The sequence below is a fragment of the Parasphingomonas halimpatiens genome (genome assembly GCF_036663795.1).
Taxonomy (GTDB): Bacteria; Pseudomonadota; Alphaproteobacteria; order Sphingomonadales; family Sphingomonadaceae; genus Sphingomonas.
In genome coordinates this window covers 192,702-208,367 of the sequence record NZ_JAXOJP010000005.1, presented here as the reverse complement: position 1 = coordinate 208,367, position 15,666 = coordinate 192,702, and the positions used below count along the sequence as shown (strand labels likewise).

The following is a 15,666-nucleotide window of genomic DNA, read 5'->3' as shown; positions in this document are numbered from 1 at the left end:
GGGTTTTTACGTAACGACGAGGGCCTCCGGCCGGCACTAGCGTGCGCGCGGGAGACAATGAATGACGCAGGCCGAGACGAAAGAAGAGATAGCGCCGGTCAAGCGGACGATCCTGTTGGTCGATGACGACGACGCGGTACGGCGTTCGTTGCAATTGCTGCTGCACTGGCGCGGTTATGAGGTGCGCTCGTTCGCTGCGGCCGGGACGATCATCGCCGACACCAAGCTCGACGATGCCGATGTGTTGATCGCCGACTACCGCTTGCCCGACGGCGACGGCTTCGGCGTGCTGCGCGCGCTCCGGCGCAATGGCTGGCGCGGCAAGGCGATCATGATCACCGCGCACGCCAGCGACGTTTGCCGCGATGCCGCGGCGTCCGCCGGCTTCGACGCGGTACTCGCCAAGCCGCTACGCCAGCACGAACTCGTCGCCGCGCTCGACCAATAAGCCAACCGGACCGATAACCCCGGTCTAGAGAGGAATTTTTGGTCGGGGACGACCAAGGCTTGGGGCAAAGGCTCCACGCTGCTATCCCCCGCGCGATGCCCCATCTCTATCTCGTCGACGGCTCCGGCTATATCTTCCGCGCCTATCATCAGCTCCCCCCGCTGACGAATCGGCACGGCACGCCGGCGGGCGCAGTCTATGGCTATACCGCGATGCTGTGGAAGCTCGCCGACGCGCTCGACAAGGCGGAGGGGCCGACCCACCTCGCCGTGGTGCTCGACAAGGGGTCGCACACTTTTCGCAACGATCTCTATGACAAGTACAAGGCGCAGCGGCCGCCGCCGCCAGAGGATCTGATCCCGCAATTCCCGCTGATTCGCGAGGCGACGCGCGCTTTCTCGCTGCCGTGCATCGAGGAAGAGGGATTCGAGGCCGACGACATCATCGCCACCTATACCTGCCGCGCGGTCGCGGCCGGGTGGGACGTGACCATCGTCAGTTCCGACAAGGACCTGATGCAGCTCATCCAGCCGGGCGTCGACATGCTCGACACGATGAAGAACGAGCGGCGCGGCCCGGAATATGTCGAGACGAAGTTCGGCGTGCGCCCCGACCAGTTGGGCGACGTGCTCGCGCTGATGGGCGATGCGGTCGACAACATACCCGGCGTGCCCGGTATCGGCGCCAAGACGGCGGCCAAGCTGATCGTCGAATATGACAATCTCGACGCCGTGCTGGCCGCCGCGCCGGGCATGAAGCCGAGCAAGATGCGCGACAATCTGATCGAGCATGAGGAAATGGCGCGACTCTCGCGCAAGCTCGTCGCGCTGCACACCGACACCGCGGTGCCGCACACGCTCGACGAGCTCAAGCTCGACGGCATCCCGGTCGAGCCGCTGCGCGCCTTTCTCGAGGATCAGGGGTTCAAGACGTTGCTGTCGCGCATGGCGGCGCATGCGCCGGGCCGCGACCAGGCCGATCCGGTCGCCGCCGCGGCGGCGACGGCGGCGCCCGCGACGCCGGATTTCGTGTCGCTGCCCGCGATCGACTGCAACGCCTATGAGACCGTGACCTCGATCGAGCGGCTGGAGGCGTGGATAGCCGAAAGCCATGCCAGCGGCACGATCGCCATCGACACCGAGACCGACTCGCTCGACAGCATGGCGGCCAATCTGGTCGGCATCTGCCTCGCCACCGCGCCGGGCCGGGCCTGCTACATCCCGATCGCGCACAAGAGCAGCGACGACATGTTCGGCGAGGTGCCGCCGCAACTGCCGCGCGCCGAGGTGGTACGACTGCTCAAGCCGTTGCTGATCGATCCGAGCGTGCTCAAGATCGGCCACAACATCAAATATGACATCAACGTGCTGATCCGCCACGGCCTGTCCGTCGCGCCGATCGACGACACGATGGTGATGAGCTTCGATCTCGACGCCGGCCAGTCGCTCAGCGGTCACGGCATGGACGAGGTGGCGCACGCCACGCTCGAACACAGCTGCATCAGCTTCAAGGACGTGACCGGCACCGGCAAGAAGGCGATCAGTTTCGCGCAGGTGCCGCTCGACCAGGCGACGCGCTATGGCGGCGAGGACGCCGACGTCACCTGGCGGCTGTGGACACGCTTCAAGCCGCGGCTCGCTTATGAAGGCGCGACGCGGGTGTACGAAATGGTCGACCGCCCGATCATCCCGGTCGTCGCCGCCATGGAGCGCGCCGGCATCAAGGTCGATCGCGACCAGCTCTCGCGTCTTTCGGGCCAGTTCGCGCAGGAAATGGCGCGGCTCGAAGCGGATATCCAGGCCGAAGCAGGCCAGCCTTTCCAGATCGGGTCGACCCAGCAACTCGGCGCGATCCTGTTCGACAAGATGGGGCTGAAGGGCGGCAAGAAGGGCAAGTCCGGCGCGTATTCGACCGACGTCACCGTGCTCGAGAAGATGAAGGCGGAAGGCGTGGCGATCGCCGGGCTGGTGCTCGAATGGCGGCAATTGTCGAAGCTCAAATCGACCTATACCGATGCGCTGCAACAGCAGATCGATCGCGACACCGGCCGCGTCCACACCAGCTATTCGCTGACCGGCGCGCAGACCGGACGGCTGTCCTCGACCGATCCCAACCTGCAGAACATTCCGATCCGCACCGAGATCGGGCGGCAGATCCGCGACGCCTTCATCGCGGAACCCGGCAACGTCATCCTCGCCGCCGACTATTCGCAGATCGAGCTGCGGCTGGCGGCGCACATGGCCGACGTGCCCGCCCTGCGCGACGCCTTTCTGCGCGGCGAGGACATTCATGCCGCGACCGCCAAGGAATTGTTCGGCGAGGTCAATCGCGACACGCGCGGGCGCGCCAAGACGATCAACTTCGCGATTCTCTACGGCATCTCACGCTGGGGCCTCGCCGCGCGGCTGGAGATCGACGCCGACGAGGCGCAGGCGATGATCTCGCGCTATTTCGACCGTTTCCCCGGCATCTCGGCCTATATCAACGAGACGCTCGAGGGTGTGCGGCAAAAGGGTTATACCCAGACGCTGTTCGGCCGGAAGACGTGGTTTCCGCAGATCCGGGCGTCGGTGCAGCACATCCGCCAGGGCGCCGAGCGCGCCGCGATCAACGCACCGATCCAGGGCACCAGCGCCGACATCATCAAGCGCGCGATGGCGCGGATGGGGCCGGCGCTCGTCGAGGCCGGGCTGCCCAACGTGCGGATGCTGTTGCAGGTGCATGACGAACTGGTGTTCGAACTGCCCGAGGGCGATGTTGCGGCGGCGAAACCGGTGATCGAACGCGTCATGGCGCAAGCGGCCGCGCCGGCGGTGACGCTGAGCGTGCCGCTGGCGATCGAGATCGGCACCGGCGCGAGCTGGGGCGCCGCGCATTGACCCGCTGGTTCGCGGCCGCGCTGGCGCTTGTGCCACTCGCGGCATCCGCATCGCCTGCCGACCGAAACAGCATGACGCTCGCTGTAGCGCGTAGGCTGTCGCCACAGCAGCTGGCCGAACGACTATTGGGTGCGGTCGGAACTGCTGGAAACTATAGCGAAGCAACGGTGTCCGGCGACGGCGGTATAATGATCCACATGCCGGGGCTCAACCACATCGACCTCTATAAGCCTCCGACATCGGCTGGCTTTAGGGGGCTGTGTCAGGTCGATAGCGTTCATGTCAGTTTCTCGACGTCGCGCTATAATGCCCCCGGTGATCCACCTCATCATGTCACCGATTTCTGGAAGTCTACGGCTTTCGCAATGTTGGCACCGACCGATAAGCGCATCGATGCCGCGGACTGGGATCGCGAGGAACGAGATTGCGCGCAATTGGCGCCCGTCGTCGGTCGAACCGACCCGATGTTTTTCGCGGTCGCGGGTGACAAAGCGGTGGATGCCTATTTTGCGATGCGCGCCCTGGCGAAAGCAAAGATCGCCGCAGGCGCGGCAAATCGGCAGCCCGGCTGTCGGATTTCGGGCCCCGATTGGGGCGCGTGCAAGGATGCCGCCGCGACGCTTCGCGGAATTCCGATTGACCGGATCCACTATGTCGCGGTCAGCCGTTGCGTCGATGGCGCGGGCTGGTGTGTCACGGCTCACTGGATGAAATCGTTTAGCGAGAACGAAAGGCAGGAAGTCGAATTCACCATTCGCACCGATGCCACGAAGGTTGATCCGCCAACAGACTTCACCGTGACTTCCGTCGACATCAACGCGGGGACGACAGTTGACAATTGATTCGTCGGCTTCGTTGCCGAGAAGCCCTTCCAGCGATGCTGCCGAGCAGGACATTGCCGCGCTGGCCAAGGGCGGGCGGACCAATGTCAGCGGGTTCGCGCTGCGGTTGATCGCGCGCCTGCCCTTCCTGTTCATCGCCGGGCGGATCTACGGCCCGGATCTCGTTGGGCGTTTCGCGTTGGCGGTGGTGGTGGTCGAGCTGGCCGCGCTGCTGGCGACGCTGGGGCTCAAGCGCGGGCTGGCGCAGGCGCTTTCGGCGGACGACCGCCCGGCAGCACATGTCGTATGGGATGCGCTGATCGTCACGTTGCTGGCCGCGCTGGTCGCCAGCGGCGTACTGCTGCTGTTGCCGCAGATCATGTATCCCAACAGCAGTATCTCGGGCGCCGAGCCGTGGCTCGCGACGATCGTGTTCGCGGGCGCGATGTCCGATGTCAGCCTCGCCGCGCTCGCCTATCGCCGCAACGTCAAGGCGACGGTGACCGCACGCGCGGTGATCGAGCCATGGACGATCAGCATCGGCGCGTGGGTGTTCTCCTACTTCTCGCTGCATGACGGCCTGATCCTGGCGTACATGGCGTCGATGTTCGCCGCGCTGGTTGCGTCGATCGTGCCGTTCGTGCGGAGTTTCGGTCTGCCGCACGGGTGGCGACCGCATCCCGGTCGTCTTGCCGCGCTGGCCCGGCGCAACGTGCCGCTGGCCGGCGCCGACGCGATCGAATGGGCGACGCGCAATGTTGATCGCTTCATCCTCGGCGTGATGTTCGAGCCCAAGGTCGTCGGCATCTATTATATGGCGCAGCAAGTCGCTTCGTTGCCGGGCAAGCTCAAGACCAGCTTCGACCCGATCCTCGGTCCGGTCATCACCGAAAGCCTGGCGCGGGGCGACAAGGTGGCGATCGCGCAACAGGTGCGGCAGGTCGCCTTCTGGATCATCGCGGCGCAGGCTTGCCTAGCGCTGATGGGATCGATTCCGGGTGAAGCGGTGATGGGGCTGGTCGGCCCGCAATTCGTCGCCGGCACCGCCGCGCTGGGCTTCTTGTTGACCGCCGAAGTGCTCGCCTCGACCGGGGCGGTGTGCGAATCGGCGCTGGTCTATATCGCGCGACACCTCAACCTGACGATCTCGGTCGTGATGCTGATCATCCAGGTCGCGCTGAGCTTTGCCCTGATCCTGGTGATGCGGATGATCAGCTGGCCGACCAATTACCAGGCGGCGGGCCCCGCGCTGGCGTTGCTGTTGTCGGTGGCGCTGTCGTCGCTGGTCAAGGGCAGCCTGTTGTCGCGGCTGCTCAAGGCGCGCGTCTCACCGCTGCGCTGGCAGCTGTTATGGGCAGTGCTGATCACCATCTTGGTGGGGTCCGCCTTCACCCTGCTGCCGCACCGCTTCGAATGGGTGCAACTGGTGATCGGGCTGCCGACGATTTTCGCGGTCTACTGGTTCGTGCTGTGGCGCTGGGCGTTCGGCCCCGAGGACCGGGCGCTGTTCTCCACCTTCCCCAAGGCGTCGGAAGCGACCCTTCCGGCGGAATAGATTGGGTTCGCGCGGAGGCGCGGAGACGCGGAGGTGTCGCGCCCGGGGCACCCGTCTCCCATGAGCGAAACCTTCCCGCTTCGCTGCAGCCGACGATGATATGCGCTTTCGCGGGCAACCTCACGGCAGACGCAACACCTCCGCGTCTCCGCGCCTCCGCGTGAACCAAAAAATCAGTGGCGGAAGTGCCGCATCCCGGTGAAGACCATCGCCAGCCCCGCATCGTCCGCCGCCGCAATGACATCGTCGTCGCGAATCGAGCCGCCCGGCTGGATCACAGCCGTGGCACCGGCCTCGACCGCCGCCAGCAAGCCATCGGCGAAGGGGAAGAAGGCATCCGAAGCGACCGCCGAGCCGATCGTGCGCGGTGTCGTCCAGCCGGCCTTGTCGGCGGCGTCACGTGCCTTCCACGCTGCGATGCGCGCGGATTCGAGCCGGTTCATCTGCCCCGCGCCGATGCCCGCCGTGGCACCATCCTTGGCATAGACGATGGCGTTCGACTTGACGTGCTTGGCGACCGTCCAGGCGAAGCGGCAATCCGCCAGCTCCTGCGCGGTCGGCTGGCGCTTGGTCACGACCTTGAGCTCAGGATTGCTCCCATTGTCGCGCGTCTGCACCAGCCAGCCGCCGGCAATCGTCTTGGCCGTGAGGCCGGGTCGCGCCGGATCGGGCAGTGCGCCCGTCAGCAACAGCCGGAGATTCTTCTTGGCGGCGAACAGCGCGATCGCCTCCTCGTCGGCGTCGGGCGCGACCACCACTTCGGTGAAGATACCGGTAATCGCCCGCGCGGTCGCCGCGTCGAGCCGGCGGTTGAGCGCGATGATGCCGCCGAACGCCGACACGGTGTCGCAGGCGAACGCCTCGGCATAGGCCTCCTCCAGCGTCGTCGCGGTGGCGACGCCGCACGGATTGGCATGCTTGACGATGACGCAGCTCGGCGCGGCGTCGCGGAACTCGGCGACCAGCTCGAGCGCGGCGTCGGCATCGTTGTAATTATTGTAGCTGAGTTCCTTGCCCTGCACCTGGCGCGCCTGGCCGATGCCGCGGACGTGCGGGCCGGCCGGCGTGTAGAAGGCGGCGGCCTGATGCGGATTTTCGCCATAGCGCAATGTCGTGCCGAGCTTGAGCGTCAGCGGAAGCGTCTCGGGGAAGCGCTCGCCCTGGTCGGCAAAGGCGAACCAGCTGGCGATCATCGAATCATAGGCAGCGGTGGCGGCAAAGGCCTTGGCGGCGAGCAGCTTGCGGTCGGCGAGCGTGGTGCTGCCATCGGCGACCAGCGCATAATCGGCCGGGTCGGTGACGATCGCGACGAAAGCGTGGTTCTTGGCGGCCGAGCGGACCATCGACGGGCCGCCGATATCGATATTCTCGATCACCTCGTCGCGCGCGGCACCCTTCGCGACGGTCGCCTCGAACGGGTAGAGGTTGACCACCACCAGATCGATCGCGCCGATCTCATGCTCGGCCATCGATGCGACATGGGCGGGGTCGTCACGCACCGCGAGCAGGCCGCCATGGACCTTGGGGTGAAGCGTCTTGACGCGCCCATCCATCATTTCGGGAAAGCCGGTCAGCTCGCTGATGTCCTTCACCGCGAGGCCGGCGTCGCGCAGCGCCCTGGCAGTGCCGCCGGTCGAGACGAGTTCGACGCCGTTGCCGGCAAGCGCGCGACCGAGGTCGACGATGCCAGTCTTGTCGGACACCGACAGGAGGGCGCGGCGGATCGTGATGTCGGTCATTGGGGGCTCCCGGGATGGCGCTTGTTGTCGCATCGTGAAAAGCTGAAAACCGGTTCCCACTCTTCAGCACGATGCTTTATTCGGCGCCCCCTTGGCCTGTCAGGTCGCGCGCTTCAAGGCCCAGCTGACGCTCGCACCACCCGCTGGCGATTCACCGGTCACGACGAGCTGGCTGGTGGATATCGGGCGACCCTCGCCGTCGATCCACAGACTCTCCTCGATCGCCAGCGCACCGCCGCGACAGCGAAACTGCCACACCATGTTGCCTGGCAGGCGCAGCAGCGCCGCCTGCCCATCGGCGGTCGGCGTGACGCCGACGCCCGCACCGAGGTGAAAGCGGATGGCAAAGGGCGTGGCGCCGAGCTTGCGCCGCTTCGAGGCGGGCAAAAGCGAATCCTCGCCACGCAGTTCGCGCCCATCACTGGCCATGACGAGCTGGCGGCGATGGAGAAAGCCGTAACGCCGGGCATAGCCGTCATGGCTCGCCTCGAGCCGACTCGAGGTCTCGCTTTCCTGGCGGGTCAGCTCGACCTCGCCGACGCCACGCCCGAGCGTGCCGTCGGCATGGATCGCGGTTGAGTTCGAATCGCCGACGATCAGCGTCGAATGCGCGGCGGTCGTGCGCAGCCCGTCGGCGAGCGTCGTCGGGATCTGCGCGAACGCCGCGCGGGCGCCACCGCAATTGACCACCAGCCGGTGCGGGCCGTCGGACATTTCGAACGCCAGGGTGGAGGCGCATCCGCCCTCGACCAGTCGTGCGACCGGCGGCGGCGCGGCATCGACGATGACCACGGCCTCACCGGCGGCGAGGCGTTGATAGCCCCAGTCGCGCGCCTGGCGCAGCGGGCGGGTCCGGACGCCGGTCGCATCGACGACCTGCGCGACGAAGGCTGCGGTCAGCGGGCCACCGCCCTGCCAGCTCGACAAGGCACCATCGCCGAGCGTGACGCCGAGCAGCGCCGGGACCAGGCGCGCCAGCGTTTCGCCGATGATCGCGGGGGGCTCGAGCCGCCGCGCGACATAGGTTTCGCGCAGCATCGTCAGGAGCATGATGATGTCGAGCTGGGCGACGGGCGAGCGCGCGACGCTGCCGCCATCCTCGAACACCGAGGCGGCGACCGCCTTGGCAAGCGCGGCCTCGGTCGCACCGCGGCGCGCGTCGCCGCCCGGGATCAGCAGCCCGGCGGCAACGACGCCGCATATTGCGGCAATGCGCGGCACGCCGGGCGCCATCTTGTCGGCACCGCGATCGATGTGCCGCGCGCCGCGCGCCAGCGTGTTGAGCACGCGCGAACGATAGACCAGGTCGGTGCTCGACAGGATCAGCGGCGCATGCGCGGTCCACAACAGGATGCGCCGCCCCCACAAATCGGCCCGCCACGCCGGTTCGCTGACGGTATCGGCATGCGCATCGAGCCAGCGGCGCATGAGCTGCTCGGCGATCGGCGTCGCCTGCGCGCGCGTCGTGACCGTCGACAGGTCGCGCAGCCACGAAAAGCCCTGCACATAATCGGAAAAGGCGCGGTTGGTCTCGCGCTTGCCGAGGTCGAGCGCCTCGATCGGGCGCTGCTCGCCGCGAAAGCTGAGCATCCCGTCGAGCATGGCGCGACCACGCGCGACATCGCCGGCGAAGGGATCGTCGGGCACGGCGATGAGCTTGAGCGGATGCCGCCCCTTGAGACGCAAACCGTGGATCGGGGTACGCCAGGTCAGGCGGTGGAAGCGCTCGGCAATGCGCTCGGCGAGGGACAAGCCCTTGTCCCCGCCGAGCCGTACCATCCGCTTGCCTTCGTCGATGCCGTCGGGACCGGCATTGTCGTCATCTGGCCCCGTCACGCGCCGCGCAGGGCCGCGATGTTGCGCGCATAACCCGCCGGTCCGTCACGGAACACGGCCGTGCCCGCGACGAGCGCATCGGCACCGGCATTGAGGGCAAGGCGCGACGTGACGGGATCGATGCCGCCATCGACCTCAAGATCGACCGTCAGACCGGCCTTGTCGATCATCTTGCGGATGCTCTCGATCTTGCGGGCCGAACTGGGGATGAAGCCCTGGCCGCCAAAGCCGGGATTGACGCTCATCACCAGCACGAGATCGACCTCTTCGAGCAGATAGTCGAGCGCCTTGGCCGGCGTCTGCGGGGTGAGCACGACGCCGGCGCGCTTGCCGAGCTTGCGGATGAACTGCAGGCTGCGGTGGGTGTGCGGGCCGGCCTCGACATGGATGCTGATGATGTCGGCGCCCGCTTCGGCGAAGGATTCGAGATACGGGTCGACCGGCGCGATCATCAGATGGACGTCGAGCGGCTTGCTGGTGTGCGGGCGGATTGCCTTCACCACGGCCGGGCCGATCGTGATGTTGGGGACGAAATGGCCATCCATGACGTCGACATGTATCCAGTCGGCGGCGGCGGCGTCGATCGCGCGGACTTCCTCGCCCAGTTTGGCGAAATCGGCCGACAGGATCGAAGGTGCGATACGGACAGGGTGCTGCATGCCGCCCTGTAGCACGGCCACCCCGGCTATCAAGCCGGTGCTAGCCGCGCCGGCGCAGCCGCGCGATGAAGAATCCGTCGCAATCGTCGGGCACGATCATGCCCGGCAGCGTACGGACCTGTCCCTGCGCATCCGGGACGATACCGGCAGGAAGCTCGTCGGCGCGCACCGGGTCGATCGCATAGTCGCTGCGCGCGGCGAGCAGCGCGGCGACCTGCGCTTCGCCCTCGGCCGGCTCCAGCGAACATGTGGCATAGACGAGCAGGCCGCCAGGTTTCACCCAATCGGCTGCCCGGGCGAGCAGCTTTGCCTGCAGCGCGGCCATCTCGGCGATCCGCGACGGGAGGACACAGTGGATGACGTCGGGATGGCGGCGGAAGATGCCCGTCGCGGTGCACGGCGCGTCGAGCAACACGGCATCGGCCGGCGCCTTCGGTTTCCACGTCAGCAGGTCGGCGGCGATCACCTCGGCCGAAAGACCGGTGCGTTCGAGATTTTCGGAAAGTCGCGCCAGACGACTTTCCGAGGCGTCGATCGCGGTCACCGACCAGCCGGCGCTGGCGAGCTGCATCGTCTTGCCGCCGGGTGCGGCGCACAGGTCGAGCGCCGTACCCGTGCCGCGACCGAGCAGCCGCGCGGGAAGCGACGCGGCGATATCCTGCACCCACCAGCGTCCTTCGCCGAAGCCGGGCAGTTCGGTCACGCCGCCGGCGTCGCGACGGACATGGCCGGGGAGCAGCGAGACGCCGTCGAGTTCGGCGACCATCGCGTCGGTTTCGGCCGGATCGAGCAAGGTCAAGTCGAGCGGCGGCGGGTTGGTGATGGCCTCGGCAGCCGCAGCGACCATCGCATCACCCCAGGCGGCGCGCCAGCGTTCGGCGACCATCACCGGCAGCGTGGCCACTGCGGGCAGCTTGGCCTCGCCGCGCATCAGCGTGCCGAACACGCCATGGACGAGCTTGCGCGGGCCGCCATCGACCAGCGGCAGCGCGGTGGTGATCGCGGCATGCGGCGGCGTCGCCAGCACCAGCACCTGGGCCAGCGCGATGCGCAGCGCGAAACGCGCCTTGGCATCGTCGGGCAGGTTCTGCTTCGTGGCAGAATCGATCAATGCGTCGAGATCGGGCAGGCGGCGCAGCGTCGCGGCGGCGATGGCATGGGCGAGCGCGCGATCATCGGGGCGATCGATCCCGGCGGTCGCGCGGTTGAGCGCGGCTTCGAGCGGCAGCCCCTGGCGCAGCACGGCGTCGAGCAGTTTGAGCGCGGCACGGCGCGCGGCAAGGCCCGGCGCATCGTCGCGGGATTGATCGCGCCGCCGCTGAAGCGCAGAGAGCGCCTGACCATATCGGAGATCAGCCATGGGTCGTCGTCCCGCACATGTTAAGCCGCCCGCCTATCTCTCGAAAAATCCGCCACTGCCCAGGCCCGCGCCCGTGAAGAACGCAGACGGCGATCCGCTCGGCGAGGATCCGACGCGCTATGGCGACTGGACGCTGAAAGGCATCGCCGTCGATTTCTGATGAACTCATGCGGTCAGTTCGACAAGCTTGAGCACCGTATTCCAGTTGCGCGCCGTGGCGAGCTTGGGGAACTTCGCCCGCGCCATCGCCTGGGGCAGCTTCGAATGGCCGATATCCTCGGGATAATCGACGAACAATTCGCGACCCAGCACGCTGAGTCGCTCGGGGCCATCATGGACCAGCGCGTCGAGCAGCGCGGCGGGCACGGGGTCGCGGTGAAAATGGACCAGCAGGTGGTTTGGGTGTGCGGCGGCGGCATCGGCGAACGGGTTCGCCTGCACGATCGCGGCGAGTTCGGCATGGCTGCGCAACAACCAGGCGGTGTCGAGTCCAAGCTTAGCCTTCGCGGCCCGCTCGAGCTCCGCCTCGAGCGTCGCGGCGTCGGTTTCGTCCGCATCGAACACCGCATTGCCCGACGCCAGCAGCGTCTTGACGTCGCCATGACCGAGATCGGCGAGAAAGGTCCGCAGATCGGCCATCGGCAGCTTGCGGTTGCCGCCGACATTGACGCCCTTGAGCAAAGCGGCCCAGCGCATCAGCCGTGCTCGCGGGCGAGCGGGCGCGACAACAATGCGCCGACCACGTCGCGCACATCGGCACCGTCGAGCAACGCACACACCGCCTCGGTCACCGGCATGTCGATGCCCGCCGCCTGCGCCGCCTCGCGCAACACCGGCGCGGTGAACGCACCCTCGGCGACGGTGCGGCGATCGGCGAGCAGGTCGCGTGCGGCGCCGCCCTGGCCCAGCCCGACGCCGAGCGAGAAGTTGCGCGAACTGGTCGACGAGCAGGTCAGCACGAGATCGCCCAGCCCCGACAGGCCCGCCAGCGTCTCGGCGCGGGCGCCGCGCGCCAGGCCGAAGCGCGTCATCTCGGCAAAGCCCCGCGCGATCAACGCGGCGCGGGCATTCTGGCCGAGCCCGGCGCCCTCGACCACGCCGCAGGCGATGGCGAGCACATTCTTAACCGCGCCGCCGATCTCGGCGCCGATCACATCGGTCGAGAAATAGGGCCGGAAAGCGGGAAAGGCGAGCCGATCCGCCAGTGCCGTACCGATCGCCTCGTCGGCACAGGCGAGCGTGATCGCGGTCGGCAGGCCGGCGGCGACCTCATGCGCGAAGGTCGGGCCGGACAGCACGGCAATCGGCGCGGCCGGCTGGACCGCTGCGGCAACCTCGCTGACCAAAAGGCGCGTCCCGGCCTCGATACCCTTGGCGCACAGCACCAATGGTGTGTCGCCGACCAGCGTATCGCCCAGCACCGCACGGACATGCTGGGCAGGCACCACGACCAGCAGCGCGTCACATGACGCCAGGTCGCCCAGCGCCCCCGTCGCCTCCACTGCTGGCGACAGGGCGACTCCGGCGAGAAACAGCGGATTCTCATGGTCCGCGTTGATCGCCGCGACGACCTCGGGCTCGCGCGCCCATAGCATGACAGGATCGCCACGCTGCGCCGCGACCTGCGCCAGTGCGGTGCCCCAGGCGCCGCCGCCGATGACGCCGATCCTCATGCCTTCACCCCGGCGCCGCGCACCGCCTCGGCACCCGGATCGAGCGGCCATCGCGGCCGCGCCGGGAAATCGAGCGGATCGGTCAGACCGGCGGCAAAACGCTCGGCACCGGCCCAGCCGATCATCGCGGCATTGTCGGTGCACAGCCATAAGGGTGGGGCGACGAAGCGCAGGTCATGGGCTCGGGCAAGCTCCTGCAGCGCCGCGCGCACCGCCGTGTTCGCGGCGACCCCACCGGCAACGACCAGCGCGGTGATGCCGGACGCCGAGGCGAGCTGGCGTTTGGTGCGATCGAGCAGGCAATCAACCACTGCCTGCTGGAACGACGCGGCAATGTCCTCGGCGCGGTAGCGACCGGTGTCGCGCGCGCGCAGCACCGCGCTCTTCAGCCCGGCAAAGGAGAAATGCGGTTCGGCCGTACCGAGCAACGGACGCGGCAGCGGGACGGCGCACGAATCGCCGAGCATGGCAGCGCGCTCGACCGCCGGACCGCCGGGAAAGCCCAGACCGAGCAGCTTGGCGGTCTTGTCGAACGCTTCGCCCGCGGCGTCGTCGATCGTCGTGGCGAGCCGGCGATAATCGTCGACGCCGCGCACTTCGAGCAGCTGGCAGTGCCCGCCCGAGACGAGCAGCAGCAGATAGGGAAAGGCAAGGTCGGGATCGGCGAGCCGCGGGCTGAGCGCATGGCCTTCGAGATGATTGACCGCAATCAGCGGCTTGCCGGCGGCGTGCGCCAGCGCCTTGCCGGTGACCAGACCGACCATGACTCCACCGATCAGCCCCGGCCCGGCGGTCGCCGCAATGGCATCGACATCGGCGAGCGTAACGCCGGCATCGGCCAGCGCGCACTCGACCAGCGGGATCAGCGCATCGACATGCGCGCGCGCAGCGATTTCGGGCACGACGCCGCCGAACGGGCGATGCGCCGCCTCCTGGCCCGCGAGGCGGTGGGCCAGCACCTGTCGATCCGAGGTGACCAGTGCCGCCGCAGTTTCATCACAGGAGGATTCGATGCCGAGGATCAATGCCATTGCGTGGCATCTAGGGATTCGCGCGCCGCTTGTCGAAGGGCGGTTCTCGGTTACTAATGGCACCAAGCAACACGGAGAGCAGGCTTGAGCGCAAATATCCGCATCGGCACGCGGGGTTCACCGCTGGCGCTGGTCCAGGCGAACATGGTCAAGGACCTGCTTGCCACGGCGCATGGCCTGACCGGCGAGATCGTCATCATCAAAACGACGGGCGACAAGGTGCAGGATCGCGCGCTCGCCGAGATCGGCGGCAAGGCGCTGTGGACCAAGGAACTCGACCGGGCGCTGCTCGATGGCGAGATCGATTGCGCGGTCCATTCGATGAAGGATGTCGAGACGGTGCGCCCGGCGGCGATCGTCATCGCGGCGATGCTGCCGCGCGCCGATGTGCGCGACCGGTTGATCGGTGCCGAGAGTATCGCCACGCTGCCGCAGGACGCGGTGGTCGGCACCAGTTCGCCGCGCCGCGCCGCGCAGCTGCGCCGGCTTCGCCCCGACGTGAAGCCGGTACTGTTCCGCGGCAATGTCGACACCAGGCTGGCCAAGCTGGCGGCGGGCGACGTCGATGCGACCCTGCTGGCCGCAGCCGGCCTCGACCGACTCGGTCGCGCGGAGATCGGGGTGGCGATCGCCAGCGACGTCATGTTGCCGGCCCCCGCACAGGGCGCGGTCGGCATCGAGGCGCGCGCCGACGACAGCCGGATGCGCGACTGGCTCGGCGCCATCGACGATGGTCCGACGCATCGCTGCGTGCTGCTCGAACGCGCGCTGCTCGCCGCGCTGGTGGCGGATTGCCACTCGCCGGTCGCGGCGCTGGCGCGCGAGGAGGGCGACCGGGTGACGATCCGCGCCGAATTGCTCGCCGAGGATGGCAGCGACCATGTCGCGGGAGAGCGCGGCGGCGCGATCGGCGACCCCGGCATCGCCGAAGCGCTCGCGGCCGATCTGCTGGCGCGCGCCGCGCCCGACATCCGGCGACTGTTCGCGGCGTGACCCGACGAATCGCGGTGCTGCGGCCCGAGCCGGGCAATGCGGCCACCGTGGCACGCGTCGAGGCGAGCGGGGCGCAGGCGATCAGGCTGCCGCTGTTCGTCGTGCGTCCGCTCGACTGGACCGTGCCCGATACCGACGATTTCGATGCCATTTTGCTGACCAGCGCCAACGCCCTGCGCCATGGCGGGTCGGGTCTCGCCCATCTGACGCGACTGCCGGCCTTCACCGTGGGCGACAAAACCGCGGCGGCGGCGCGCACGACCGGCTTTGACGTCAGGGCGTCGGGCGCGGCGGACGCCTCGGCGATCGTCGCGGCGGCCCATGCCCAGGGCTATCGACGACTGCTCCATCTTGGTGGGCGCGACCGCGCCAGCGCGGTTGGCGGGCCGATCGATACCGCCATCGCTGTCTATGCCAGCGAAGCGCGCGAGATCGATCATACCGAACTTGCCCCGCTGGCGGGTACGATTGCGCTGCTTCATTCCGCCCGCGCGGCGCGGCGCCTCGGTGCGTTGATCGATTCGGCGGGGATGGCGCGCGGCGATATCGCGCTCGCCGCGATCAGTGCCGCGGTCGCCGAGGCAGCCGGGTTCGGCTGGTCTGCCGTCACGACCGCCGCACTGCCGCGCGACGAGGCACTCATCGCGGCCGCGCGTGCGCTGATCGATTGAC

At 68.0% G+C, this 15,666-nt stretch carries 14 protein-coding genes; 7 read left to right on the top strand and 7 right to left on the bottom strand.

Translation table 11 applies throughout. The annotated features are described in order from the left end of the window. Nucleotides 1-61 precede the first annotated feature (61 nt). From U1839_RS07815 to U1839_RS07800, 4 genes are all read left to right on the top strand, one after another. On the top strand, nucleotides 62-448 hold the full coding sequence (locus U1839_RS07815) for a response regulator (protein ID WP_332803092.1): 387 nt from the start codon (nucleotides 62-64) through the stop codon (nucleotides 446-448). A 95-nt stretch (nucleotides 449-543) separates the two neighbouring features. Then, nucleotides 544-3,327: a DNA polymerase I gene (gene polA / locus U1839_RS07810; protein WP_332803091.1), complete on the top strand. Its 2,784-nt coding sequence runs from the start codon at nucleotides 544-546 to the stop codon at nucleotides 3,325-3,327. Further along, nucleotides 3,324-4,169: a hypothetical protein gene (locus tag U1839_RS07805; protein ID WP_332803090.1), complete on the top strand. Its 846-nt coding sequence runs from the start codon at nucleotides 3,324-3,326 to the stop codon at nucleotides 4,167-4,169. Before polA ends, U1839_RS07805 begins: the two co-directional genes overlap by 4 nt. A gap of 13 nt (nucleotides 4,170-4,182) precedes the next feature. Continuing rightward, nucleotides 4,183-5,703 (top strand): lipopolysaccharide biosynthesis protein, encoded by a 1,521-nt coding sequence (locus U1839_RS07800; protein WP_332803089.1) that lies wholly within the window; start codon nucleotides 4,183-4,185, stop codon nucleotides 5,701-5,703. Between the two features lie 173 nt (nucleotides 5,704-5,876). On the opposite strand, the gene purH is transcribed toward U1839_RS07800, so the two are convergent. The 4 genes from purH to U1839_RS07780 all read right to left on the bottom strand — a co-directional run bounded on the left by purH (nucleotide 5,877) and on the right by U1839_RS07780 (nucleotide 11,297). Continuing rightward, nucleotides 5,877-7,442 carry a bifunctional phosphoribosylaminoimidazolecarboxamide formyltransferase/IMP cyclohydrolase gene (purH, locus tag U1839_RS07795; RefSeq protein ID WP_332803088.1) on the bottom strand — a complete coding sequence of 522 codons (1,566 nt, stop codon included), beginning with the start codon at nucleotides 7,440-7,442 and terminating at the stop codon, nucleotides 5,877-5,879. Nucleotides 7,443-7,541: 99 nt separating this feature from the next. Further along, entirely contained in the window at nucleotides 7,542-9,221 is a 1,680-nt protein-coding gene (locus U1839_RS07790; RefSeq protein WP_332803148.1) for a heparinase II/III family protein, read from the bottom strand. 53 nt (nucleotides 9,222-9,274) lie between these two features. Beyond that, nucleotides 9,275-9,937, bottom strand: coding sequence for a ribulose-phosphate 3-epimerase (gene rpe / locus U1839_RS07785; protein WP_332803087.1), 663 nt, complete (start codon nucleotides 9,935-9,937; stop codon nucleotides 9,275-9,277). A 40-nt stretch (nucleotides 9,938-9,977) separates the two neighbouring features. After that, nucleotides 9,978-11,297 carry an RsmB/NOP family class I SAM-dependent RNA methyltransferase gene (locus U1839_RS07780; RefSeq protein WP_332803086.1) on the bottom strand — a complete coding sequence of 440 codons (1,320 nt, stop codon included), beginning with the start codon at nucleotides 11,295-11,297 and terminating at the stop codon, nucleotides 9,978-9,980. On the opposite strand from U1839_RS07780, the gene U1839_RS07775 reads away from it, so the two are divergent. Further along, on the top strand, nucleotides 11,296-11,457 hold the full coding sequence (locus U1839_RS07775) for a DUF1674 domain-containing protein (protein WP_332803085.1): 162 nt from the start codon (nucleotides 11,296-11,298) through the stop codon (nucleotides 11,455-11,457). The genes U1839_RS07780 and U1839_RS07775 overlap by 2 nt on opposite strands. 5 nt (nucleotides 11,458-11,462) lie before the next feature. Here the strand turns inward: U1839_RS07775 and U1839_RS07770 are convergent, their stop codons facing one another. The 3 genes from U1839_RS07770 to tsaD are packed head-to-tail and all read right to left on the bottom strand — an operon-like array spanning nucleotide 11,463 to nucleotide 14,001. Beyond that, nucleotides 11,463-11,993, bottom strand: coding sequence for a DUF1697 domain-containing protein (locus U1839_RS07770; RefSeq protein WP_332803084.1), 531 nt, complete (start codon nucleotides 11,991-11,993; stop codon nucleotides 11,463-11,465). Further along, nucleotides 11,993-12,970 carry an NAD(P)H-dependent glycerol-3-phosphate dehydrogenase gene (locus U1839_RS07765; protein WP_332803083.1) on the bottom strand — a complete coding sequence of 326 codons (978 nt, stop codon included), beginning with the start codon at nucleotides 12,968-12,970 and terminating at the stop codon, nucleotides 11,993-11,995. The genes U1839_RS07770 and U1839_RS07765 overlap by 1 nt, the downstream gene beginning before the upstream one ends. Beyond that, complete coding sequence (gene tsaD, locus U1839_RS07760) at nucleotides 12,967-14,001, bottom strand: tRNA (adenosine(37)-N6)-threonylcarbamoyltransferase complex transferase subunit TsaD (protein ID WP_332803082.1); 1,035 nt, start codon at nucleotides 13,999-14,001, stop codon at nucleotides 12,967-12,969. The genes U1839_RS07765 and tsaD overlap by 4 nt, the downstream gene beginning before the upstream one ends. 84 nt (nucleotides 14,002-14,085) lie before the next feature. Here tsaD and hemC point away from each other — a divergent pair, with 84 nt between their 5' ends. Continuing rightward, nucleotides 14,086-14,994, top strand: a complete 909-nt coding sequence (hemC, locus tag U1839_RS07755; RefSeq protein ID WP_332803081.1) for a hydroxymethylbilane synthase — start codon at nucleotides 14,086-14,088, stop codon at nucleotides 14,992-14,994. Further along, nucleotides 14,991-15,665 carry a uroporphyrinogen-III synthase gene (locus U1839_RS07750; protein WP_332803080.1) on the top strand — a complete coding sequence of 225 codons (675 nt, stop codon included), beginning with the start codon at nucleotides 14,991-14,993 and terminating at the stop codon, nucleotides 15,663-15,665. Before hemC ends, U1839_RS07750 begins: the two co-directional genes overlap by 4 nt. Nucleotide 15,666 lies beyond the last annotated feature (1 nt).

Coding starts and splice junctions, on each gene's coding strand:
- U1839_RS07770 (WP_332803084.1), bottom strand. CDS start 11,993: ATGCGCTGGGCCGCTTTGCTCAAGGGCGTCAATGTCGGCGGCAACCGC.
- polA (WP_332803091.1), top strand. CDS start 544: ATGCCCCATCTCTATCTCGTCGACGGCTCCGGCTATATCTTCCGCGCC.
- tsaD (WP_332803082.1), bottom strand. CDS start 14,001: ATGGCATTGATCCTCGGCATCGAATCCTCCTGTGATGAAACTGCGGCG.
- rpe (WP_332803087.1), bottom strand. CDS start 9,937: ATGCAGCACCCTGTCCGTATCGCACCTTCGATCCTGTCGGCCGATTTC.
- U1839_RS07790 (WP_332803148.1), bottom strand. CDS start 9,221: ATGGTACGGCTCGGCGGGGACAAGGGCTTGTCCCTCGCCGAGCGCATT.
- U1839_RS07780 (WP_332803086.1), bottom strand. CDS start 11,297: ATGGCTGATCTCCGATATGGTCAGGCGCTCTCTGCGCTTCAGCGGCGG.
- U1839_RS07765 (WP_332803083.1), bottom strand. CDS start 12,970: ATGAGGATCGGCGTCATCGGCGGCGGCGCCTGGGGCACCGCACTGGCG.
- U1839_RS07775 (WP_332803085.1), top strand. CDS start 11,296: ATGGGTCGTCGTCCCGCACATGTTAAGCCGCCCGCCTATCTCTCGAAA.
- U1839_RS07815 (WP_332803092.1), top strand. CDS start 62: ATGACGCAGGCCGAGACGAAAGAAGAGATAGCGCCGGTCAAGCGGACG.
- purH (WP_332803088.1), bottom strand. CDS start 7,442: ATGACCGACATCACGATCCGCCGCGCCCTCCTGTCGGTGTCCGACAAG.